Here is a 23,110-nt window from a genome sequence, read left to right as displayed (position 1 = left end):
CAGAAAGGCCGCGCCATGGCGCGGCCTTGAAGCTATGGGCTCGACGGCGGGCGCCTTAGCTGACGCGCACCCGCACCATTTGGTAGGAATAGGGAGGCAACGTCACCAGCAGCTTGCCGCCGTTGATGCTCGCTCCATCGCCCTGGCGGGGCGCTACCTGTTGCTGGTCCTTCGCGGTGTTGACGGCCTTCAGATCGGTATGGGTCATCACCTGATGATCGATGATGGTGCCGCCGGCAAAGCCTTGCAGATCAACCTCGGTCTCGATGCTTTCGCTCATGTGGCGATTGACGAGGAAGAAGCAGAGCGTGCCATCTTCGTTCTGAACGCCTGAAACGTCGACAAACGGCGTTTTCGACTTGTGCGTGCTTTCATAACTTGGCGAATTCACCTGCAATTGCAGGGCCGTGCCACGGCCGAAAACTGAGGCGAAGTAGTAGGGGTAATAGATGGTTTGCGCCCAGGCCGGGCCGCCTTTTTCGGTCATGATCGGCGCGATCACGTTCACCAACTGGGCGATACAGGCAATCTTTACGACATCGGAACGGCGAATGAAGGTGTTGAGGATCAACCCCACCATCAGCACGTCTTCGAAATTGTAGATGTCCTCCAACAAACCCGGCGCATGCGGCCAGCCCCCATTGCCGTCCAAAATCTCTCGGTCCCGCTTGTTGGAATGGTACCAGACATTCCACTCGTCAAAGCAGATATAGACGTCGCGCTTCGACTTGCGCTTGGCCTTTACCTGCTTGATTGTGGCAGTCACCGTTTCAATGTAGGTGTCGAGTTTTTCTGCCAACGCCAAGAAGTTGGGCGTATTTTCGTCCCGGTTGGCGAAGTACATATGCAGCGAAATATAGTCGACGTGATCATAGGTATGCTCGAGAACGATCCGCTCCCAATCGGGATAGCTGGCCATGTCCGAATTGGATGAGCCGCAGGCGACTAGTTCCAGGGACTTGTCGAACATGCGCATGGCGCGTGCCGTGTTTGCCGCCAGTTTTCCATATTCCGTCGCGTCCTTGTGGCCGACCTGCCAAGGTCCATCCATCTCGTTGCCCAGGCACCAGAGCTTGACGTTCCAGGGCTCCTTGCGACCATTCTTTATGCGCAGGTCGCTCCAATAGGAGCCACCCGGATGGTTGACATATTCAAGGAAATTGCGGGCGTCATCGACGCCGCGCGACCCCAGATTCACGGCCAGCATCATCTCCGTGCCGACCGTTGCGCACCAATCGGCGAATTCGTGGATTCCGACGGCATTGCTTTCCGAGGTATGCCAAGCAAGATCCAGGCGCGTTGGGCGCGCTTCGCGCGGCCCGATACCGTCTTCCCAATTATAGGCCGAAACAAAGTTCCCGCCCGGATAGCGGACAACCGGAACATTGAGCTTTTTCACCAAGTCGACGACATCGCCGCGCATGCCGTCAGCGTCGGCTGTCGGATGGTCAGGCTCATAGATGCCTTCATAAACCGCGCGGCCCAGATGTTCGAGGAAAGCCCCATATACACGATCATCGATTTTCGAGATCGTGTAGTCCTTGTTCGCAATAACTGACGCTCTCAACGGCCCTCTCCCACTGGTTCCATTTTATGGATTTACATCACGATTTATGATTAGCGGTCACGTGGGGTTGACGCAAGAGGGCGCGGGCAGCTTCGCAATGCTCGATTTAGCGCGCGGTTTGCAGCCTTAGGATGATGTCCTGGTCGTAGTTGCCAAAGCCCTGGCCAAAAATATTAATGCCTCCAGGATGCTTGGCGTCCTGCTTCACTTCGATGCGCAGGCGGATCGAGTGATGGTTGGCAAGGTCGAGGTCCACCAGGGACACCGGCGATATCTTCACACCATCGACATAGGTGCCGTCGGTCGTCACACGCCAGCTCTTGAGCTGGCCGTATTGGCTGCCCTTGAGCTTCCACCAGTCGGGCGTGTAGACGCCGCGTTTGTCGCCATAATCGCCAGTCGACATCCAGGTGCCGATCTCGGTGCCATTGACGGAGAGCGTGATATCGCTGGGCCAATCGGCCGAGGTTCCAGGCACTTCCGAGCTCAATTCGAGTGAAAATTCCATGACCTCGACGGTGTTCTGCGCCAGCTTGGCATTGTTGGGAAACTGGTACTCGATGAAGCCTCGCGTAAACCAGATCAGCCCGGCCTTCATACGCTCCGGGTTCAGAAACGTGTTCGGAACGTCGAGCAAGCCAATGATGCCCTCGGTTGAACACAGGCCGCACGGCGCCGACACTTCACAGCTCGTATAGAGCCCCAGCGGCATCGACACTTCGATCGTCTTGGGGTTCAGAGGCTTGACCTCCTCCTTGAACGTCACCAGGACTTCGTCAAAGGTCGAATGGCAGATTTTCTGGTTGCCCTTGCGCGCCTTCTGCGTCTCGGTGCGGATGAGACCTGCGCCTTCCAGAATTTGCAGATTGGTCGACACGGTCGACTGCGGCAGGCTGAGTCGTGCGGCGATATCGTTGCCGTTGAGCGGTCCTTCGACATGGAGGAGCTTGAGAACCTGAATCCGGATCGGAGAGGCGAGCGCCTTCAGCACCTCGATCCTCTCCTCGGGATCAATCACCAAAAAATTGCGGCTCACGGATGCACTCTCACGAAACGAACCCCGAACTCATGTAACAGTTTTTTCGCGAACGCACGGGCAAAACGGAGTTGAGCACGTTTTCAGCGTGCAAATGTGCCAGAACAGCCGGAATGCATTGGGTCGTTCATTGGCGGGCCGGGTCTTTTTGCGTTGTTGCTCTTTCGATCAGTTCACCAGCGATAAATAACGTCTTGTCGCCCAACTCTCCTCCGCTCGCCAAATCGACCAGCGCCCGTTCGGCCATTTCAGCGTGAGGGAGGGTCACCGTGCTGATCTGTAGATCCTTGGCGAATTCCCGGTCGTCATAGCCGACCAGTGCCAGATCCTGCGGCACGCGCAATCCAGCCTCCTGCGCAGCGGCTAGGATTCCGCGGACGATGATATCGTTTTGCCCAAAAATCGCGTCGGGTGGTTCGGCAAGTTCGAAGAGTTGACGGGCCGCGTGATAGCCCGTTGCATGCCCCCAGTCGCTCGCAGCCTCATAGGCCTTACCCAGATTGAGACCCGCCTTGTTGAGCGTGCGGCGATAGCCGGCGAGGCGCTCCTTGCTGGCGAACTGCCAGGGATCGCCGGTGATCGTGGCGATGCGCTTGCAACCGATGTCGAGCAGATGCTGGGTGGCTACGGATCCCCCGTGCCGTTCCGCGGGCAAGACGGCGAGGCCGGTGCCGTCCTCGCGCCGGCAATTCAGCAGCACATGGCGGAACGCGTGCAGCCCATCGGGAGGCGTGGCCAAGGCCGAAAAGCTGCTGGCATAGACAACGCTCTCAACGCCGAAACGGGCGAAATTGTCGAGGGCGGCGCTCTCTCGATCGAGGACGCCATCGGTGACCTGGATGATGATTTGGACGCCTTGCGCATCGGCCCAGTTCTGGAGGCCATAGACCAAGTCGATCGGGTAAGCAGACGAAATTTCATTGATCAGAAGCCCGAAAAGGCGCTGGTTCTCCTGACTCAATTCCTCCAGACGAGGCCCTGGGTCATAGCCCAGCTCACGCGCCACCTGCAGCACGCGCTGCCGCGTCGCTTCAGCGATGCGCATGCCGGGAACCTGGTTGAGGATCAGCGACACAGCGGTCCGCGATACGTTTGCCGCGCGTGCAATATCCACCATTTTGACGCGTTTCTTCAAACCACCCTCCGACACCTCACAGCCATCCTTGACAAGATAGCGCAGCTGGATGAGCTTGCTAAACAAATTTAGCAAGGCAGCCGCGAGAGCTGTGGACGCTGACGAGGAGCAACCATGACGATCACCGAAACCGCAACCACGCTTGCGCCCAATCCACAGTTCCGCCGCGACAACTGGATTGATCTTTGCGGCTCATGGGGCTTTGCCCATGACGACGGCAATATCGGCATTGGCCAAAACTGGTACCAGCACGCGGAGGTCTTCGACAGACAGATCGTGGTGCCGTTCCCGCCGGAAAGTGAATTGTCCGGGCTGCGCGAGACCGGATTTCATCCGGTTATCTGGTATCGGCGCACTTTTGTGGCGCCACAGCTGCAATCGGACGAGCAGCTTCTGCTCAATTTCGGCGCCGTGGACTATGCAGCGACCGTTTGGGTCAATGGACAGTGCGTCGGCAACCACGAGGGGGGGCATGTGCCGTTCTCTCTTGATGTCACACACGCCCTTGGCGCGGGAGAGCAAGTGCTGGTGGTGCGCGCCGAGGACCAGCCGGAAGATGTCCGCATGCCGCGCGGCAAGCAGGACTGGCTCGAGGCGCCCCATTCCATCTGGTACCACCGCACCAGCGGCATCTGGCAGCCGGTGTGGTTGAGCGTCGTTCCGGCGCTGCATCTGACCGATATTCATCTGGTCCCCGACCTAACCAATGCGCGCGTCCGCTGCGATATCCGCCTCAACACCATGCCAGCGGCGCCAACCACGGTGACCATCAGGCTCAGCACCCAGGGCAAGCCGATTGCCGAGCAGACGATGATGCTCAACGACGCCGAACTGGGCTTCGATATCCCGGTGCCGCAGCTCGAAAACGGCGTGCATCGCGATTACCTGCTGTGGTCGCCGGAAAAGCCGAACCTGGTGGATGTCGAGGTGGTGCTGAACGCCAAGCGACCCGACCGGGTGCAGTCCTATCTTGGCCTGCGCAGCGTCGCCGTCGGTGCGCAGCGGTTCCTTCTCAATGGGTTGCCCTATTATCTACGCATGGTGCTTGGCCAGAATTACTGGCCGCAATCGCATCTCGCGGCGCCCAGTCCGGAAGCGTTGCGGCGCGAGGTCGAGCTCATCAAGGCCATGGGTTTCAACGGTGTGCGCATCCACCAGAAGATCGAGGACCCACGGTTTCTCTACTGGTGCGACGTGCTGGGCCTTTTGGTTTGGGAGGAAATGCCCAGCGCCTATGCCTTCTCGAACTCGGCCATCGAGCGGTTGTCAAAGGAGTGGATGGCGGCAATCCGGCGCGACAAGAGCCATCCATGCATCGTCGCCTGGGTGCCGCTCAATGAGAGCTGGGGCGTGTCGCAAATTGCGGATCGGCCCGATCAGGAGCACTATGCCAGCGCCCTATATCACCTGACCAAGGCGCTCGATACGAGCCGCCCGGTTATCTCCAATGACGGTTGGGAACTGGTTGAGAGCGATATCTGGTCAGTGCACGACTACGCGCCCGATGGCGCGGGGCTGACGAGCCGCTTCCATGATCCGACGGATATCGAGGTCATGCTGACCGGGATGGGGCCGGCGCGCCGGCGTATCGTGCTGGGTGGTCGCGTCTTGGGCGATGCGCCCGTAATGCTGACCGAGTTTGGCGGGTTGAGCTACCTGCCCAAGCAGGGCGAGAAATGGCACGGCTATTCCACCGTTGCGGATCCGAAGGAGTTCGAAGATCGCCTTCGCGATATCTTCTCGGCCATCGCCGCCATGCCGCATATTGCTGGCTATTGTTACACCCAGGTTAGCGACACCGAGCAGGAAGTGAACGGGCTGCTGACAGCAGGCCGCGAGCCGAAGCTGCCCTTCGAGACCTTGCGCGATATTACAATGCTGCCGGCAGCATCGGTGCCGCATGAGCAGATTGACAATGCCAGGCGTAAGGCGCGCGCGGCGGCCAAGGACGGGTCGCCCATCGACTGATGGCCTCGGGCGCGGTGGAGCCGAACCCGCCTCGAAAGCGGGTTTGGTGATATTTATCCAGATTTTTGATATCATTTTCTGGAATGGGATTGACTGTCCGCGCGATCCGTTTGAAAAATATTACAAATGACTATGTGCCGAGGTTTGGCCTCGAGTGCTTAGCAGGTGGCGCCAGCGGCGCCGCGGGAGAGGAAAGCCATGTCCGACATTGTCCTTAAAGAGGTCAGCAAATCTTTCGGCGCGGTTAGTGTTCTCGACAAGGTGTCGATGCATATCGAGTCGGGCGAGTTCATCGTCTTCCTCGGGCCATCAGGCTGCGGAAAATCGACGCTGCTCCGCATGATTGCCGGTCTCGAAGCGGTCAATGAGGGGGAAATTTTCATTGGCGGCGAGCGCGTCGATCAGTTGCCGCCCAATGAACGTGGCGTGGCGATGGTGTTCCAGAATTACGCGCTCTATCCCCATATGACGGTTCGCGACAACATGTCGTTCGGGCTGCAGAATGTCGGGACGCCCAAGGCCGAAATCACCAGACGCGTCGAAGATGCCGCGCGCATGCTCGAAATCGTGCAATTGTTGGATCGCAAGCCCGCGCAGCTCTCCGGCGGGCAGCGCCAGCGGGTCGCCATCGGTCGAGCCATCGTCCGCGATCCCAAGGCTTTCCTTCTGGACGAACCGTTGTCCAATCTCGACGCCGGATTACGCGTGCGCACCCGCCTCGAACTGGCGCAGCTGCACAATCGTATCAAGGCGACGATGATCTTCGTGACCCACGACCAGACCGAAGCGATGACACTCGCGACGCGTATCGTGGTGATGAACAATCGTCGGATCGAACAGATCGGGACCCCGATGGAGGTCTATTCGCGCCCGGCAACGCGATTTGTGGCCAGCTTTGTTGGATCACCTGCAATGAACTTCATCCCAATTGCAGCCATCAGCGACGTTGGCGGCAAGGCGTCGGTCAGCTTTGCCGGACAGACGGCGGTACAGACCGCGGTGCCCTATGCATCCTTGCCAAAAAACAACCTTACCTTCGGCATTCGCGCAGAGGCCGCTCATGTCAATTTCATGGGCGCTGGCATATCGGGCGTGGCCGACGTGGTCGAGCGGCTCGGCGAACGGACTCTGGTCTATACACGCCTGCCTGATGACACCGTCCTGGTCGCCGAGGACAAGGGCATCAGCCAGATCCAAGCTGGAGATACCGTCCACATCACTCTCGATGGCGATACAGCCATCGTTTTTGACGATGCCGGAAAGGCCTACCACGCCGCCGGCTAACAGACCGGTTGGAGACCGGCATGGAGCCCATCAATGGGCCGGCCGAGGAAGAACATAGAGCCGTCTAAAACGGCCGCCTGACTACAGTGCGCCTGCTTCGCCAGCTGGCGCACTGCCTGAGGAGTGGCGTCGGGATTGTCCCAAGGGAGGAAAACGTGAAGAATCTTTTCAAGATCGCAATGCTGTCGACTGCGCTGTTATCTGTCGGTGCCGTGCAAGCCCAGGAAGACGTCGTTTGGTGGGATTTCCTCGGCGGCGGTGACGGCGTGCGCATGAAGTCACTGATCGACCGCTTCAACACTGAACATCAGGGTGAAATCAACATCCAGGCGACTACACTGGAGTGGGGCACCCCTTTCTATACCAAGGTTCAGACTTCGGCCGCCATTGGCGAAGGTCCTGACGTAATGACCTATCACCTGTCGCGCGTGCCGCTTGGGGTATCCTCGGGGGCTCTGGCGCAGATCAACGTGGACGATCTCGCCAGCGTCGGCCTTAGCGCAGACACCTTCGCCCCGGCCAACTGGGAAGCCGGCCAGAGCGATGGCGCCCAATATGCCGTGCCCTTCGATATCCACTCAATCGTCCTATACTACAATAAGGACAAGCTGGCCGAAGCAGGGCTCCTTGGCGAAGACGGCAAGCCCACGGGCCTAGATGGCGCCGACAATTTCATGGCGGCTCTCGAGAAGCTCCAGCCCAATTCCGAATATGCCCTCTCGCTGCAGACCTCGGGCGACGGTACGCCATGGCGCGTGTTCTACTCGCTGTTCGGCCAGCAGGACGGCGTGTTCCTGGGCGAAGACGGCACCTTCCTGCCCGATGAGAGCATTCCAAAGGCAGTGGCTGCCGTCGAAACCATGGCCAGCTGGGTCGAGGGCGGCTATGCGCCCGCACTTACCGAATATGAAGGTTCGGTTGCGCTGTTCACCTCGGGAAAAGCAGCGCTGCACATGAACGGCGTCTGGGAAGTTCCGACGATGACCGACCTCGCGGCCAAGGGCGAACTCGGCTTTGAATGGGGCGCCATCGCCATCCCGACCTTCTTCGATCACCCAGCGACCTGGGCCGACTCGCATGGCTTTGCCATCCCGAACAATGTCGGCAAGGAAATGACGCCGGAGAAGAAGGCCGCCGTACTGGAGGTCATCTCGTGGATGAATGAGAATTCGCTGGCCTGGGCAGATGCCGGCCACATCCCGGCCTATTCACCAACCCGCGATAGCGAAGCGTTCAAGACCATGGAACCCAACGCCACCTATTCGGTGCTGGCTGACACTGCGGTCTTCGATCCCAAGTCGGTCTTGGCTGGCGTGGCTTCGCCCGTCTATGACGCCGTTGCCAACTATATCAGCCCGGCCATGAACGGCGAAATGGGTGCGCAGGAAGCCATCGACGAGATGAAGGCCGACCTGCAAGACCAGGCCGACTAATTCCTCAAAATCTGGTTCGGCGGCTTCGCGCCGCCGAACACTTTAAGGGGCCGGAGCAGCATGATCAGGAACTACCGACGCGAAGTTGCGGTCGCCTATCTTCTTATTCTTCCGTTTGTGCTGACCTATGGCGTGCTGTTTCTGTGGCCGACCGCCCAGATGGTCTATCTCAGCTTTACCGATGCGCCCCTGATCGGGCCCGGAAAATGGATCGGTCTCGAAAATTACATCGAGATGTTCGATGACCGTCGTTTTTGGACCGCCCTCCGAAACACAGCCTACTTCGTCGCGCTGACCGTCATCCCCAACACGCTGATCGGGCTCGCCATCGCGATGATGGTGTCGCGCCTCAAGGGATGGCAGCAAAGCGTCATTCTGGCGATGTTCTTCCTGCCCTATATCCTGCCTGTCTCGGTGGTTTACCGCATCTGGAACTGGATGTTCAATCTGCAGTTCGGCATCATGCAGTACCCGCTGACCTGGATTTTCGGGGCGAAAACGCCAGTGTTCCGGACGCAGTGGATGTTCATGCCGGCCGTTGCGTTCGTCACCATCTGGTGGACCTGCGGCTTTAATATCCTGCTGTTCCTTGCTGGCCTGCGCTCGATATCGACCGACATCTATGAGGCCGCGGCGCTGGACAATGCCAGTCGTTGGACGATTTTCCGCCGCATCACCTGGCCGTTGATCTGGCCGGTGACGGCGCTCGTGCTGACCATTCAGTTGATCCTGCAGCTGAAGATTTTCGATCAGGTCTATTTGTTCGTGCAGGGCGGCCGGCCCGACCCCTCGATGGTGCTGGTACAATATATCTACAGTCAGGCCTTCCAGAAAAACCAGGGCGGCTACGCCGCAGCGATTTCGGTCGCCTTGTTCGTGATCGTCATCGTCTTCTCAGTCCTGCAGTTCCAGTTGCTTCGCGCACGAGGTCAAAATGAGCGTCGCTGACATAGTAGCGGACACCACTGGCCTCACGGCCAAACCCCGCATCATGAAATCGCTCGATATCGGCGGCCTCATCCTGACGCTGGTCACGGTGATCTTTGCGGTGCTCTGGGCCTTTCCGATCTATTGGGGCGTGGTCACCTCCCTCAAACCCGAATCCCAGGTGATCTCCAACACCGTGGAATTCCTGCCACGCACCTGGACGATCGAGGCCTATTGGCACGTTCTGGTCAACACCATGATCGGGCGATGGTACCTCAATTCGCTGGTGACCTCGCTTGGTGTCACCGCCATCACCCTGGTGTGCAGCGCCCTCACCGCCTATGCGTTGTCACAACTCAGATTCCCGGGTCGCACTATCCTGTGGGTGCTGATCCTTGCCAGCTTCATGGTTCCGTTGACCGCCTTGATCGTCAACCACTTCATTTTGATGGCTCAGTTATCGTTGATAAATACCTGGATGGGGGTGATTCTTCCTCAGCTCATCCACCCCGTCGTGATCATCGTCTACAAGAACTTCTTCGACTCGGTACCCAAGGAATATCGAGAAGCCGCAAAGATGGATTCGGCCAGTGAGTGGCGTATTTTCACCCGCATCTATTTGCCGATGAACTGGGGGATAACCACTGCGCTCGCCATTGTGACCTTCATCGGTGCCTGGAACAATTTCCTCTGGCCATTTCTTGCGGTTTCAAAGCCGGAAATGATGAACGTTGCCGTAGGCATCACGCAGGTCAACGATGCGTTTGGCGTCCAGTATGCACGCGAGCTCGCCGGTGCCATGATGGCCGCCTTGCTGGTTGCCGTGCTCTACCTGATATTCCAACGTCGTGTCACACAGGCAATTATGCTGTCTGCCGGGGTGAAGGGCTGAGACGATGGCAACCCTGTTTACTATCGACTGCTAGATCCCTGTCTCTTCAGCGCTCGGTTCGATTGGCAGTCATTAATCCGCTCGACGAACGACAGCTTTATTTGAATTTTCATCTGTAAGCGGCCCGATCGCATCCGACCCCATTTAGGTCGTTTCTGACCGCTGCAACAGCCAGAGAATGAGAAATGGCCGATGGTGGGCGTAGCTCTCGGTTGAAACGGGGCGGTCCGGCAGAAAGCGGTGCTGCGATCAAATATCCACGCGCCGACCCTCTCACGGTTAACTGCAAAAGAGCGCCTGAACCAACGCATTCCCGCATTACAGTCCGACAGCCCAAACTTCCTGAGTTACCTCTCCATCAATAGGCCGCGAAAACTATTCGCTCGCTATCGATCGACCACCGACATGCTGACGGCAATGCTTCCCCATCGCTGCTTTGTCCAAGCAGCGATGGGGGAGCTCGGCCTAGCGAGAAAGCTCGTCGAGAACCTGGTTGACGGCGCGCTGCGTGATGTCGATGATCTTGTCGACCTCAGCCTCAGTGATCACCAGCGGGGGCGCGAAGCCAAGGATGTCGCCTTGCGGCATGGCGCGGGCGATCATGCCGAGTTCGAGAGCCGCCGCCGATACACGCGGACCGACCTTGAGGTCGACAGCGAAGGAATCCCGACGCTCGGCGCCAGTCCCGAATTCCAGGGCGGCCATCAGGCCAACGCCACGCACTTCTCCGACCAGGGGATGGTCGGTGAAGGTTTCGCGCAGCCGGCGCTGCAAATAGCCGCCGGTGCGGGCGGCGTTGCCGGTGAGGTCTTCACCATCGACAATATCCAGGTTGGCATTGGCGGCAGCGGCACAAACGGGATGTGACGAATAGGTCCAGCCGTGGCCCAAGGGACCCAGTCTGTCATTGCCTTCGACCAGCACGTCCCAAACCTTTTTGCCAATGATCGAACCCGACAGCGGCAGATAGGCTGAGGTCAAACCCTTGGCGATGGTGATGATATCGGGCTGGATATCGTAGGTGTGGCAACCAAAATACTGGCCGGTCCGGCCAAAGGCGGTGACCACTTCGTCAGCAATCAGCAGCACGTCATACTTCCGCAGCACAGCCTGGATCGCGGCCCAATAGCCCTCTGGCGGCGGCACGATGCCACCGGTTCCGAGCACGGGTTCGCCGATGAAGGCCGCAATGGTTTCCGGCCCTTCTTGCAGGATCAGCGCCTCAAGTTCGGCCGCCAAACGCAACGAAAAATCGGTCTCGCTCTCGCCGGGCTGGGCATAGCGCCAGTAATGCGGGCAAGCGGTGTGCAGAATGCCGTCCATGGGTAGGTCGAACGAGTTATGGAACGACTGCAGGCCCGTCAGGCTGCCCGTCATCAGGCCCGACCCGTGATAGCCACGATGGCGCGAGATGACCTTTTTCTTGGTCGGGCGGCCGAGCACGTTGTTGTAGTAACGGACTAGTTTGAGATTGGTCTCGTTGGCGTCCGATCCGGACAGGCCATAATAGACCTTGCTCATGCCCATGCCGGCAGAGCGCACGATACGTTCAGACAGGTTGATGATCTGCTCGTTCGAGTGACCAACATAGGCATGGTAATAGGCCAGCTTCTGCGCCTGGGCGTAGATCGCATCGGCGACTTCGGTGCGGCCATAGCCGATATTGACGCAGTAGAGGCCGGCGAAGGCGTCCAGACTTTCCAGACCGTCACGATCCCGAACATAGACCCCACTGCCGCCGGTCATGACCCGGTTCGGGATATCACCGCGCTCGAACTGAGCGAGATGGGTCGAAGGGTGGAAAACATATTCTCTGTCGACGGTAGACAGGTCGTTGATGCGGTCGTCCATGATAGTTCCTTGCTCAGACAGCGTCGTAAGCGGCGCAGACATATTTCAGGTCAGTGAATTCGGAGATCGCGTGTCGCCCGCCTTCGCGGCCCAACCCGCTATCGCGCACGCCTCCAAAGGGAATGGGGTGCCCAGTCATCTTCACGCAGTTGACCGCCACCATCCCGCTGCGCAGCGCTGCGGTTACCCGGCAGATGCGGTTATGGTCATTGGTAAAAAGATAGGCAGACAGGCCATATTCAGTGTCATTGGCGGCCGCTAGTGCCTCTGCCTCGGTATCGAATGGCAGGATTGCGGCGACGGGCCCGAAGGTTTCCTCGCGGAAGATCGCCATATCCGGTCGCACATCTGCCAGCACGGCCGGCGTCAGGAACAGCCCGTTGGCCTCACCCCCGGTGAGCAATCGCGCCCCGGCAGCGGTCGCATCGGCAATCTGGTCAAGGCATTTGTTGACCGCACGTTCATGCATGAGCGGGCCCAGCATAACCCCGGCTTCAAAGCCGTTTCCGACCCGCAGGGCTTGGGCAGCGGCGGTAAATTTTTCGAGGAATTGCTCGTATATGCTGCGCTGCACAAAAATCCTGTTCGCCGCCAGGCAATCCTGCCCCGTGGTTTGAAATTTGGCGTCGATGGCGGCTGCGACCGCACGATCCAGATCTATGTCGTCAAACACCAGAAATGGGGCATGCCCGCCCAGTTCCATGGAGACGCGCTTGAGCGTGTCGGCGCAGGCCCTGACCAGTTGCTTTCCCACCGACGTCGATCCAGTGAAGCTCAGGCCGCGGATGCGCGGATTCGCGGTCATTTCACCAACGATGTCGCGCGAGGGCCCGGTCAGCACGTTGAACACCCCGGCGGGGAAGCCGGCACGTTCCGCAAGCACCGCCAAAGCCAGCGCCGAGAACGGTGTTTCATTAGCTGGCCGTATCACGACTGTGCAACCGGCTGCCAAGGCCGCGGCCGCCTTGCGGGTAATCATCGCGCAGGGGAAATTCCACGGCGTAACGCAGGCGACGACGCCGATCGGCTCGCGCACCACGCGCATGGAGCGGCCGGGCAGATGGCTCATTGGTATTTCGCCGTCGATGCGCTTCGCTTCCTCGGCGAACCACTCCACGAAGCTGGCGGCATAGTCGATCTCGCCCCGCGCCTCATGCAGCGGCTTGCCCTGCTCCAGCGTCATGATAATCGCCAGGTCTTCACGGGCGTCGCGAATCAATTCAAACCATTTCCGGATGATGTTCGACCGCTGCTGTGGCAGCATGGCCCGCCAGCCGATAAAGGCGGCGTCGGCAGCGGCAATCGCCAATTGCGTTGCATCTGCTCCCAGGGACGGCACATGGCCGATGACCACGCCATTGGCTGGATTGGTCACGGGCGTCATCGGCGCCGTACCGCTATGCCAGCCCCCGTCATAATAGGCCCTGCCCGGCATCAGGCTGCCGTCGGCCGGCATCCACGACTGGCTAACGGGGAAATTAACGGCGATTGCGTTCATCATGCGTCCTCAGGCCTGCGACTACCCAAGACTAGGGTTATGGCGCCCAAAAATGCTGCCCAAGCACATGGGCGCCAAAGGTTTTTTCGCGGGAAAAGCCGCTGTTGCCGAAGAATTTTCGGCTATTTGAACTTATCGCGCATCGCGCCCAGGCCCGGGATATAGTCGATCAGGTGGGCGTGCTCGGGGTCGAAAAACTGCACGAGGCCCCGCTGATCACGGCCGACCAGAATGGTAAAGACGTAGGCCTGATGACCCGGCGACGTTACGGTGGGGTGATAGCCCGTCGGTAGCAGGTAGCTGTCGCCGTCCAGGGTCATCACGGCCTCCGGCGTGCCGTCGTTGTGATAGTGGAACTGGCCGCCAAACCCGGTCGGCGGATTGTAGCGATAGTGGTAGAGTTCGGCGTGATTGGTCTCGCCATCCCGATGGGTGTCGTGCTTGTGCGGCGGATAGCCCGACCAGCAGCCGTCTTCCGCATAGAGTTCGCTGACCAGCAGATTTCCCGCCCGACCATTGGCGTTCTGCCCCAGGATGTGGAAAATTTCCCGCTTCGATTTAGTGTCGGACGAGCCGACGACGACACTCTGGACCTCGTCAGGCGTCACGCGGAATGGCGCATGGCTCTCGGCGCAGGCGCCGCCAGCCACGATCGCTTCCAGCACCGCCCCGGTGGCCGTGATGGTGATGGCATTGCCGGTGCCAGCATAGACGGAATCGGCCTTGCCCGACCAGATATCGGCCCGCCGGCCGATGCCTTCGAACAGCGCACTGCCGACGGCAACACGGCAGACGCCGCGTTGCACGACCACAACCGTCTCGAAGCCGGGAACCTCCAGGGTAACCGACTCGCCATCGGCCAGACTGATACGGTTGAAATAGACGTCCTGCAGATGCGGGTTGCTGGCGTCAACGATAGCGCGGTTGGCATTGTCGGCATTGCGGATGATGAGGCTCATGGGGCTCTCCTGGTTGAAGTTCGGGCTAGACTGAAGCGGTCAGGCCGCCATCGACGGCGAGCACATGGCCAGTCACGAAATCGGAAGCGGTTGACGCCAGAAACACAGCCGCGCCGGACAGGTCCTGCGGCTGGCCCCAGCGCTTTGCCGGCGTGCGGCCCATCAGCCAGGAGCTGAAGACCGGGTCTTCGCTCAGGGCGGTGTTCATCTCGGTCAGGATGTAACCCGGGGCGATGCCATTGACCTGCACCCCTGACGGCGCCAATTCGACGGCCAACCCCTTGGTAAGCATTTTCAGCCCGCCCTTGGCCGCCGTGTAGGGCACAATCGAAGGCCGCCCCAGGCTCGACAGCACCGAGAGGGTGTTGATGATCTTGCCATGGCCACGACTGACCATGCCCCGTCCGACCTGCCGGGCCAGGCGGAACGGAACCGTAAGATTGGTGTCGAGCACACGCGCCCAGTCGGCATCCTCGACCTCAAGCGCCGCCTGCCGGTGCTGGATGCCGGCATTGTTGATCAGGATGTCGATGGCGCCATGCTGCTCCTCGGTGCCGCGGACGAGTTCATCGAGTGCAACCGGGTCCAGCAGGTCGCAAACGGCTGCGCCAGCCTGGCCGCCGCCCCTCTGGATCAGCTCGACAGCGTGTTCCAGCTTGCCGGCGTCACGTCCGACCAGCACAACGGAGGCGCCATGTTCGGCCAGCCCGCGCGCCATGGCCAGGCCAAGACCGCTGCCGCCGCCGGTCACCAGGGCAATCCTGCCCGTTAGATCGAACGCACCCCGGCTCATGGGTTCACCCAGTTGGCTGGCGTCTGCCCGTTCAGGATCGCCACGGCGGCCTCACCGGCCTGGCGCTGCAACGACGCCACTGTGGCTTCCGAATACCAGCCGGCATGGTCGGAAAGTACCACATTGGGCAGACCCAGCAGCGGATGGTCCCGCTCGGGCGGTTCCTGGCGCAACACATCGAGGCCCGCGCCAAACAGCGCTCCACCCGTTAATGCACGGACCAGTGCCGCTTCATCTACATGCGCGCCGCGCGCGGTGTTCAGCAGCACCGAACCTGGACGCATGGCGGACAGGAAACCGTCATTGATCATGGGGGCATCCGGATCGGCCACCGGTGCATGGATCGAGACGATGTCCGAACCACGCGCGAGCGCATCCAGGCTTACCGACTGCACGCCTTGCGCCGCAGCATCGCCGGCGCTGAGATAGGGATCATGCACCAGCACGCCGACCACGCCGAAAGCGGCGAAGCGGGCCCGGACGGCCCGGGCAATGCGCCCGAAACCGATTAATCCGAGGGTCTTGCCGGCGATGCGCTGGATGGGTTGCTCCTGACCGATACCCCAAATGCCGGAGCGGACCGCCCGGTCGTGGCTGACGACGCGGCGCTGCAGGGCGAGATAGAGCGCCAGAGTTTGGTCGGCGACCTCAATGTCAGCGCCATAATCAGGGATATTGGCGACCTTGATGCCCTGTGCTCTGGCCTGTTCTAGATCGATCCGGTCGACACCGACGCCGTAGCGAACAATGCCCTTGGCCTTGGCGCAGGCCTTGATGACATCGGCATCAAGCGCCGTATCGCGAACGAAGATGATCGCCGCCTCGTTGAGCCCGGCGAACAGTTCCGCGCGGTTGCCATGCCAGTCCAGCACGGACAGCGTCATCCCCAGCGGCGCCAGCATGTCGGCTTCCGTGGCATGGTCTGCATAACCCGGTGCGATTACGACCGCTTTGCCCATGATTATGCCTTTGGCGTGAAGGTTGCGTAGAATTTGCGCAGGCCACCGGTCTTCCAGTCGCAGACCGTTCCCTTGGTAACGACAAAGCTGTCCCCGGCCACGAAGCGATGCGCCCCGCCGCCTTCGAGCGTCAGCTCAAGCCAGCCATCCAGCAGATACATCAGCTCGTGCTTGGGGAAGGTGGTCGGGACGCGGTGATACGGGCTGGTTTCCCAAGCGCCGACATTCCACTGCCCGTCGGCACCCGCGCAGAATACCAGATCGCCCTGTTTCGGGTCGCCGCTGATCAGCAGATGGGCGGGCGTGGGATTGGAGGGCGGAATGGCTGCGAGGTCGCTGCGCGAAGCCACGACCGGCGCGCCCATTGCGGCGGCGTCATCGCGGCGTACCATCACATAGCCCGCTGCATCTGCCGATGGCGACCAGCCATTGGCCTGGCCCGGCTCCAGGGCGAAAATGTCACCAGTCTGGACCACGCGGTCGCTGCCGACGATGCTGAGCGTACCGCTCCGCAGCTGACCAAAAACATAGGCATCGGCCAAGGCTGCGCCATTGGCCGGCAATGGGCCGGTGTAGCATGACACCGCCAATGCGGCGTCGCTGAACGCCTCGGTCCAGCTTTGAGTATCGGTGAGTTTGAAAATTCCGGTGGTCATGATGGGCACACTTTGCTTGGGCGCTGATGCGCAATTTCAGGGTGTGAAGAGTCAGCCCCTGGCGAGTGGTCGGCAGGGGCGGCTGCTTGCTGGTGAAGGCGGGTTAGTAGCCGCGCCTTGGATCGAAGATATTGGGCAGCGCTTCGCCTGCTTCATGCAACCCGATACAGCGCGCCACAAACTGCGCCTTTTCGGCCCGGGTCGGCGTCGAAGCGATATGCGGGGTCAGGGTGATCCGCTCATGGGCCCAAAGCAGGCTATCCTTGGCAAGCGGCTCGACACGGAACACGTCGAGCACAGCACCAGCGATGTGCCCGCTATCCAGCGCCGCAATCAAATCCGCTTCCACCACATGCTGACCGCGGCCGACATTGATGATCTGGGCACCGGTCGGCAGCTTGGCCAGCAGCTTTGCATCGATGATATCGACCGTATCCGGCGTCACCGGCAGCAGGCAAACCAGGATGTCGACGTCCGCCAGAAAGGCGTCGAACTGGTCGGCACCGGCAAAAGTCTTGATGTCGGGCAGGGATTTTGCCGAACGGCTCCAGCCCTGAACCGGAAAGCCCACGGCTGACAGCATTGTTGCGGCTCGGGCCCCCAGATTGCCCAGCCCCATGACTCCAACCTTGCGATCGGCAGCCGAATACAGGACTTCCTTGTAGCGCCATTCGCGCGTCGCCTGACCCAGCGCGAAATCATGGGTATCGCGCAGCAGGGACAATGCGGACCACACCACGAATTCGCCCATGCGCTGCGCCATGTCGACGCCGCCCATGCGCACCAGAGGAATCTGGCGCGGCCAGGCTGGATCCTTGGTGATGTGATCCACCCCGGCGCCCGACGAAAACACCGTTTTCAGGTTTGGCAGCGTTGCCAGCCACCCAGCCGGTGGCTCCCACGCCATGACATAGTCAACCGAAGCGAGGTCGCCGGTATCTTCCCAATAGGCGACCTCAATGCGCGGGTTTGCGGCGTGGAAGTGATCCTTCCACTCGTTCATGGCCTCGCGGCCACCAGATTTTACCAAGAGCTTCATGGCAACCTCCTATTTGTCTTTGTCAGTGGTCCCGATCAGCATCCGGTCGATGCCAAAGAGACGGTCCAGAATGAGCATGGCGACGACCGCCAGAACGATGAGTACGGTTGAAACCGCAGCAACCAGCGGATCGATGGAGTCTTCGATGTAGAGCATCAGCCGTACCGGCAGGGTGGTCAGGCCCGGCGAGGCGATAAAGATCGTCATCGTGACTTCATCGAAGCTGTTGATGAACGCCAGCACCCAACCCGACACGATGCCCGGCGCGATCAGAGGCAGGGTGACGCGGCGGAAGGTTGTCAACGCACTGGACCCCAGGGATGCGGCGGCATTGTCCAGCGCCAGATCCAGCGAGCCCAATGAGTTCATCACCGTGCGCAGCACAAAGGGGGTGATGATGATGACATGGCTGATCACCAGCCCGAACATCGTCCCGCCCAGCCCGATCTGGGACAGGAAGCGCAGAAACGCCACACCCAGCACGATCGATGGCACCATCAGCGGCGACATGCACAGGCTGAGTAGCGCCGTGCGGCCCGGAAACTCAAAGCGCACGATTGCCATGGCCGTGGGAACCGCGAACAGGGCGGCCAGCGTGGCGGAGATACTGCCCAGAACCAGGCTAGCCTGAAAGCTGGCCATGAAATCCTGATTGTTCAGCAAAGCCCCGAACCAGCGCAGTGACGGCCCATCGAGCGGCAAGGACAGATAGCCCAGCGGGGTGAAGGCAACCACGCAAACAATCACGATCGGCAACAGCACGAAGAAGACGAACACGCCATGGAACAGCAAAGACCAGAAACCGTTGCGTCCGCTCACTTGTACATCCTCGCGAAATAACGTTCGGCAACGCCGTTCAGGCCGATGGCGACAGCGATGATCACCGCAAACAGGATCATGGCCAGCGCCGCCCCCAGCGGCCAGTTGAGGCTGAACAGGAACTCGTCATAGACCAGCGTGGCAATGACCTTGAGGCGCCGACCGCCGATGATCTGGGGCGTCGCGAAGGCACTGGCGGCCATGGCGAAGACCAGGATGGCGCCAGCCATGATGCCCGGTAGCATTTGCGGCAGGATCACGCGTCGGAAGGTGGTGATGGGACCGGCGCCAAGCGAATAGGACGCATTTTCGACCTGCGGGTTGAGCCGCTGCAAGGTGGTCATCACGGCGATGATCATGAATGGCAGCAGCACATGGGTCAGGGCGATCACGACACCAAATTCGGTATACATCATCTGCACCGGACGCTCGATGAGGCCCAGTGCCTTGAGCGCCTGATTGATCATGCCATTCCCGCCCAGCAGCAGAGCCCATCCCAGCGAGCGGGATACCACCGAAATCAGCAGGGGGCCGAGCGCCACGAGCAGAAAAATGCCCCGCCATGGCGCCTTCATCCGCATCAGGATGAGGGCTTCCGGAGCGCCAATGGCCACGGTCAGCAGGGTCGTGAAGACAGCAATTCTCGCGGTTCTGGCGAAAATTTCAAAGAAGTAGCTATCCGAGAAAATCTCGATGTAATTGGCGAGTTCGTAGACCGGCATGATGCCGGTCGTCAGGCTGAAATCCTGCAGCGACAGGATCAGCGTGCCCAGGAGCGGCAGCAGCAGGAAAACTACAAACAGGAATGCTGCCGGCAGCGACAGCAGATAAGGCAGCCCGCGACGAAGCCCACTCACGGTGACGCCTCGGGCGCAATCAGATGGACATCACTGGCGTCGAACACCAGGCCGATGGTTTCACCCACGGCTGGCGGGCGCGGACCAAGATTTTGCCGCTGGCTCACTGCGAGGCCCTGCTCAGTGTCGATTTCGAGCAGCCATTGCGTGCCTTGGAACACGCAATTGCGCACCACGCCCCGCAACCCGTCTTCGCCAAAGCCCAGCTTTTCCGGCCGCACCGCCACGATGGTGGCGCCAGGGCGCGCATTGTCCGGCGCTGCAAAACTATAGCCGCCGACGGTAATTCGGCCGCCGCTATCATCGACATAACCGGCAAAAAGATTGGTTTTGCCGAGAAAGCTGGCAACGAAGCTGTTGCAGGGCCGGGCATAGACGTCTTCGGGCGCACCGATTTGCTCGATAGCCCCGGCGCGCATCAGCACGATACGATCTGACAAGGCCATGGCCTCGGCCTGATCATGAGTGACCAGAACCGTCGTCGTCCCCGTCGTCTGCTGGATACGACGCAGCTCGATCTGCATTTCTTCGCGCAGATTGGCGTCAAGGTTGGACAGCGGCTCATCCAGCAGCAGGACGCGCGGCTGAATGACCAGCGCCCGGGCCAGCGCGACGCGCTGTTGCTGCCCGCCCGACATGCGGCGCGGATAGCGGTCGCCATAGCTTGCCAGCCCCACCAGTTCGAGCACTTTTTGAACGCGCTCATCCCGTTCGGCGCGGCCGACACCACGGACTTCAAGGCCATAGGCAATATTCTGGGCCGCCGTCATATGCGGGAACAACGCATAGGATTGGAAAACCATCCCCAGTCCGCGCTTGTTCGGCGGCGTGGCAATCAGGTCGCGGCCTTCAAGCTGGATACTGCCGCTGGTAGGATCAACAAAGCCGCCCAGCATCTGCAGGGTCGTGGTCTTGCCGCATCCTGAAGGGCCGAGGAGAGAGATGAACTCCCCCTCCTCGACAGATAAAGCGAACTGATCGACGACTGTGACCTTGTTATAGGCCTTGGACAGTCCGGCGATCTCCAAAAATGACGCCGTTGGCGTAGTAGCAGCGGCACTCATGGGCAACGCCTTCTCAAATAGCAGTGTGGTGGTCTTAGCGCTCGATTTCACGAACCCAGCGCGTGTCCCATGCCTCGCGGTTGGCGTTGACATAGTTCCAGTCCACATTTTCCAGGTTCGACACCTTGTCCGGGCCATAGGGAACGCCAACGGCTTCCTCTGCCGTCAGTTCAGCCAGCTTGTTGATAGGGCCAAAGCCGAGGCCCTTTGCCAGCACCTCCTGCACCTCAGGCGACACCAGATAATTCACGAAGGCCTCGGCCTCCGGCTTGGGCGAGGCCGTCTTGACCGCGCAGACGTCGTTGCTGATCGCCATGGCGCCTTCGGACGGATATGCCAGCTCAACCGGGAAGCCGCTGGCGGCCAGCACCTGAACCTGGGTGGACGACCACACCGCCAGATCAACCTCACCACTCTGGAACATCTCGGCCAGACGGGCAGAGGCCGGCTCGAAGCTCAGCACACCGGGCGCGATCTTTTCCGCCATGACCTTGAAGCCAGGATCGAGATTCTCAAGGTCGCCGCCATGGATTTCGGCAAGCTTGATCAGGGCCAGCAGGCCATTGGTGTTGTTCAGCGGCTGGAACACGACCCGGCCAGCAAATTTCGGATCTTCAAGCGCTGTCCAGGAGGTGGGCGCATCCCAGCCTTCCTTGGCGAAAGTGTCGGTGTTGTAAGCCAGTCCGAGGCCAACCACGCCAAAGCTGACGGCCTTGCCGGACTTGAACTTGGCGAAATCATAGATATTTGCTTCATGCGCGGAGAGGTCGAGATCCAGGCACAGGCCGAGATCGATCGCCTGAGTCATCGGACCGGTATTCATCATGGCGATGTCGACCTGTTGATTGGCCTCCTGCGCCAACAGCTTTGCCAGCACCGCAGCCGAGTTACCGGCGGAATAGACCACCTTGATGCCGGTCTCGGCTTCAAAGGCGGGAAAAACTTCGGCGCGCATCAGCTCTTCCTGCGAGCCGCCATTGCCGGCCACATAGAGCACGTTCTCCTGGGCAACCACGCTGCCGACAAAAGCGGACAGAGCGACCGTGGATAGCAGAGCCAGTTTCAATCTCATCGGAATTCTCCTTGTTTCCCGTCGGACGTGCGCCAAATTTGGACATGCGCCTTCTTATGCTTCCGACCTGGCTTAAATTAGGGCTTTAGCGACGAAAAAGTTCTCGTAACAGCGGCGATAACAGAAACTTTTGCGGAAAAATCTGGAATCTGACATATGAAAATCGGCGCGGCGTCACGCCGCATGACTAATTTCGCGCCAAAATCGCGATTTGCCCTAATATATGGCGCAGCATAAGGCCGAATTTCCGGGGCCACCACCATTAACCAGAGCGATGCAGGTGTATTTCTTGCCCGTTAGGCAGGGGATGGCTGATAATTGACTAAACCGAAAATACTGCGGAAAAACGCATACTTCCCGACTATTCTTCGATCAAGGAACTGAGCCCATGGCAAGCGCACCTCGGATTAAACTCGACGAGATAGATCTGCGCCTGCTCTCGATGCTTCAGACCGAGGGGCGCATCAGCAAGACGGACCTCGCCAACAAGATCAACCTGTCCGTCAGCGCGTGTTTCGAGCGGATGCAGAAGCTCGAACAGAACAAGTTGATCCAGTCCTATCACGCGGTCATCAATCCTGCCATTTTCGGCAATCTGCAGATGTTTCAGGCTCATATCATTCTCAAGACGCACCGTGCCGTCGATTTCGGCATGTTTGAGAACTATGTGCGCAATACCTCGATGATCACCGAGTGTTTCGCATTGGGCGGCGGCGTGGACTATTCTATAAAGGTCGCAGCTCAAACCGTGTCCCAGTATCAGCAGCTCATTGATGACATGCTGGACGCCAATCTCGGCGTCGATCGCTATTTCACCTATATCGTCACCAAGACGATAAAGGACCGCCGCCTCACGGTGCAAGAGATTTTGGACATCAGGCGCGACAGCGACGCCACTGCACTGTCGGATCAATTTTAGATCAATGCTTAGCCGCCGCCGCAGACTTTCGGCCCCTTCGGACGGCGGACCGCTTGCGTTACTTGGCCTCGGCCCTCTGATTGAGCCGGCTCATAACCCCGCATCACAGGGATAGGCCCGATGAGTATAGCCCAACCGATCCTCGGGATCGACGTTTCCAAAGCCCTCGGCTTTACTGGTCAAAGTGTTGCCGGAAGGGGGGCCTAGTCGTTAGCAGCAAATCGATCGTCGACTTACCATTCGGGGTGGCGGCTTTGGGGCGAGGCGGCATAGCGCCTAATTTCAGGAATGGCGCGCGAAGCGGCCATAACTGAAAGCCTTCGTACCAAAAGGACTGGACTTCGTCGCGCAACCACGCATTGCTGTGGATATCGAACCGAAG

Annotated in this window: 20 protein-coding genes; 6 read left to right on the top strand and 14 right to left on the bottom strand. The window is 59.8% G+C overall.

Features of this window, described 5'->3' with window-relative positions; all coding sequences use genetic code 11:
- Positions 1–55: 55 nt before the first annotated feature.
- The 3 genes from arfA to ACX3OW_RS01450 form a co-directional block, all read right to left on the bottom strand.
- Entirely contained in the window at positions 56–1,567 is a 1,512-nt protein-coding gene (gene arfA / locus ACX3OW_RS01460) for an arabinosylfuranosidase ArfA (RefSeq protein WP_459093958.1), read from the bottom strand.
- A 106-nt stretch (positions 1,568–1,673) separates the two neighbouring features.
- Positions 1,674–2,603, bottom strand: a complete 930-nt coding sequence (locus ACX3OW_RS01455) for an ArsR/SmtB family transcription factor (RefSeq protein WP_459093957.1) — start codon at positions 2,601–2,603, stop codon at positions 1,674–1,676.
- Positions 2,604–2,730: 127 nt separating this feature from the next.
- Entirely contained in the window at positions 2,731–3,738 is a 1,008-nt protein-coding gene (locus ACX3OW_RS01450) for a LacI family DNA-binding transcriptional regulator (protein WP_459093956.1), read from the bottom strand.
- Between the two features lie 114 nt (positions 3,739–3,852).
- On the opposite strand from ACX3OW_RS01450, the gene ACX3OW_RS01445 reads away from it, so the two are divergent.
- The 5 genes from ACX3OW_RS01445 to ACX3OW_RS01425 all read left to right on the top strand — a co-directional run bounded on the left by ACX3OW_RS01445 (position 3,853) and on the right by ACX3OW_RS01425 (position 10,242).
- Positions 3,853–5,706, top strand: coding sequence for a glycoside hydrolase family 2 protein (locus ACX3OW_RS01445; RefSeq protein WP_459093955.1), 1,854 nt, complete (start codon positions 3,853–3,855; stop codon positions 5,704–5,706).
- Positions 5,707–5,904: 198 nt separating this feature from the next.
- Complete coding sequence (locus ACX3OW_RS01440; protein ID WP_459093954.1) at positions 5,905–6,990, top strand: ABC transporter ATP-binding protein; 1,086 nt, start codon at positions 5,905–5,907, stop codon at positions 6,988–6,990.
- 155 nt (positions 6,991–7,145) lie between these two features.
- Positions 7,146–8,423 (top strand): extracellular solute-binding protein, encoded by a 1,278-nt coding sequence (locus ACX3OW_RS01435; protein WP_459093953.1) that lies wholly within the window; start codon positions 7,146–7,148, stop codon positions 8,421–8,423.
- A 60-nt stretch (positions 8,424–8,483) separates the two neighbouring features.
- Positions 8,484–9,371: a carbohydrate ABC transporter permease gene (locus tag ACX3OW_RS01430; protein ID WP_459093952.1), complete on the top strand. Its 888-nt coding sequence runs from the start codon at positions 8,484–8,486 to the stop codon at positions 9,369–9,371.
- Between the two features lie 43 nt (positions 9,372–9,414).
- Positions 9,415–10,242, top strand: a complete 828-nt coding sequence (locus ACX3OW_RS01425; protein ID WP_459094781.1) for a carbohydrate ABC transporter permease — start codon at positions 9,415–9,417, stop codon at positions 10,240–10,242.
- A 465-nt stretch (positions 10,243–10,707) separates the two neighbouring features.
- On the opposite strand, the gene ACX3OW_RS01420 is transcribed toward ACX3OW_RS01425, so the two are convergent.
- The 11 genes from ACX3OW_RS01420 to ACX3OW_RS01370 all read right to left on the bottom strand — a co-directional run bounded on the left by ACX3OW_RS01420 (position 10,708) and on the right by ACX3OW_RS01370 (position 21,809).
- Positions 10,708–12,093, bottom strand: coding sequence for an aminotransferase (locus tag ACX3OW_RS01420; protein WP_459093951.1), 1,386 nt, complete (start codon positions 12,091–12,093; stop codon positions 10,708–10,710).
- A 13-nt stretch (positions 12,094–12,106) separates the two neighbouring features.
- Complete coding sequence (locus tag ACX3OW_RS01415) at positions 12,107–13,591, bottom strand: NAD-dependent succinate-semialdehyde dehydrogenase (protein WP_459094780.1); 1,485 nt, start codon at positions 13,589–13,591, stop codon at positions 12,107–12,109.
- 122 nt (positions 13,592–13,713) lie between these two features.
- Positions 13,714–14,550, bottom strand: coding sequence for a 5-deoxy-glucuronate isomerase (locus ACX3OW_RS01410; RefSeq protein WP_459093950.1), 837 nt, complete (start codon positions 14,548–14,550; stop codon positions 13,714–13,716).
- Positions 14,551–14,575: 25 nt separating this feature from the next.
- Positions 14,576–15,343: a glucose 1-dehydrogenase gene (locus ACX3OW_RS01405; RefSeq protein WP_459093949.1), complete on the bottom strand. Its 768-nt coding sequence runs from the start codon at positions 15,341–15,343 to the stop codon at positions 14,576–14,578.
- Positions 15,340–16,302: a C-terminal binding protein gene (locus tag ACX3OW_RS01400; protein ID WP_459093948.1), complete on the bottom strand. Its 963-nt coding sequence runs from the start codon at positions 16,300–16,302 to the stop codon at positions 15,340–15,342. The genes ACX3OW_RS01405 and ACX3OW_RS01400 overlap by 4 nt, the downstream gene beginning before the upstream one ends.
- 2 nt (positions 16,303–16,304) lie before the next feature.
- Positions 16,305–16,958, bottom strand: a complete 654-nt coding sequence (locus ACX3OW_RS01395) for a cupin domain-containing protein (protein WP_459093947.1) — start codon at positions 16,956–16,958, stop codon at positions 16,305–16,307.
- A gap of 103 nt (positions 16,959–17,061) precedes the next feature.
- Positions 17,062–17,997: a 2-hydroxyacid dehydrogenase gene (locus tag ACX3OW_RS01390; RefSeq protein ID WP_459093946.1), complete on the bottom strand. Its 936-nt coding sequence runs from the start codon at positions 17,995–17,997 to the stop codon at positions 17,062–17,064.
- Between the two features lie 9 nt (positions 17,998–18,006).
- Positions 18,007–18,816, bottom strand: coding sequence for an ABC transporter permease (locus ACX3OW_RS01385; RefSeq protein ID WP_459093945.1), 810 nt, complete (start codon positions 18,814–18,816; stop codon positions 18,007–18,009).
- Positions 18,813–19,673 (bottom strand): ABC transporter permease, encoded by an 861-nt coding sequence (locus ACX3OW_RS01380; protein ID WP_459093944.1) that lies wholly within the window; start codon positions 19,671–19,673, stop codon positions 18,813–18,815. The genes ACX3OW_RS01385 and ACX3OW_RS01380 overlap by 4 nt, the downstream gene beginning before the upstream one ends.
- On the bottom strand, positions 19,670–20,737 hold the full coding sequence (locus ACX3OW_RS01375; protein ID WP_459093943.1) for an ABC transporter ATP-binding protein: 1,068 nt from the start codon (positions 20,735–20,737) through the stop codon (positions 19,670–19,672). Before ACX3OW_RS01375 ends, ACX3OW_RS01380 begins: the two co-directional genes overlap by 4 nt.
- A gap of 34 nt (positions 20,738–20,771) precedes the next feature.
- Positions 20,772–21,809, bottom strand: a complete 1,038-nt coding sequence (locus ACX3OW_RS01370) for an ABC transporter substrate-binding protein (RefSeq protein WP_459093942.1) — start codon at positions 21,807–21,809, stop codon at positions 20,772–20,774.
- A 388-nt stretch (positions 21,810–22,197) separates the two neighbouring features.
- Here ACX3OW_RS01370 and ACX3OW_RS01365 point away from each other — a divergent pair, with 388 nt between their 5' ends.
- Positions 22,198–22,728, top strand: coding sequence for an Lrp/AsnC family transcriptional regulator (locus ACX3OW_RS01365; protein WP_459093941.1), 531 nt, complete (start codon positions 22,198–22,200; stop codon positions 22,726–22,728).
- Positions 22,729–23,110: the final 382 nt, after the last annotated feature.

This window comes from Devosia sp. A449, from assembly GCF_054489375.1.
Note: the sequence above shows the minus strand (reverse complement) of the source record. Positions and strands in the feature narration are given on the sequence as shown.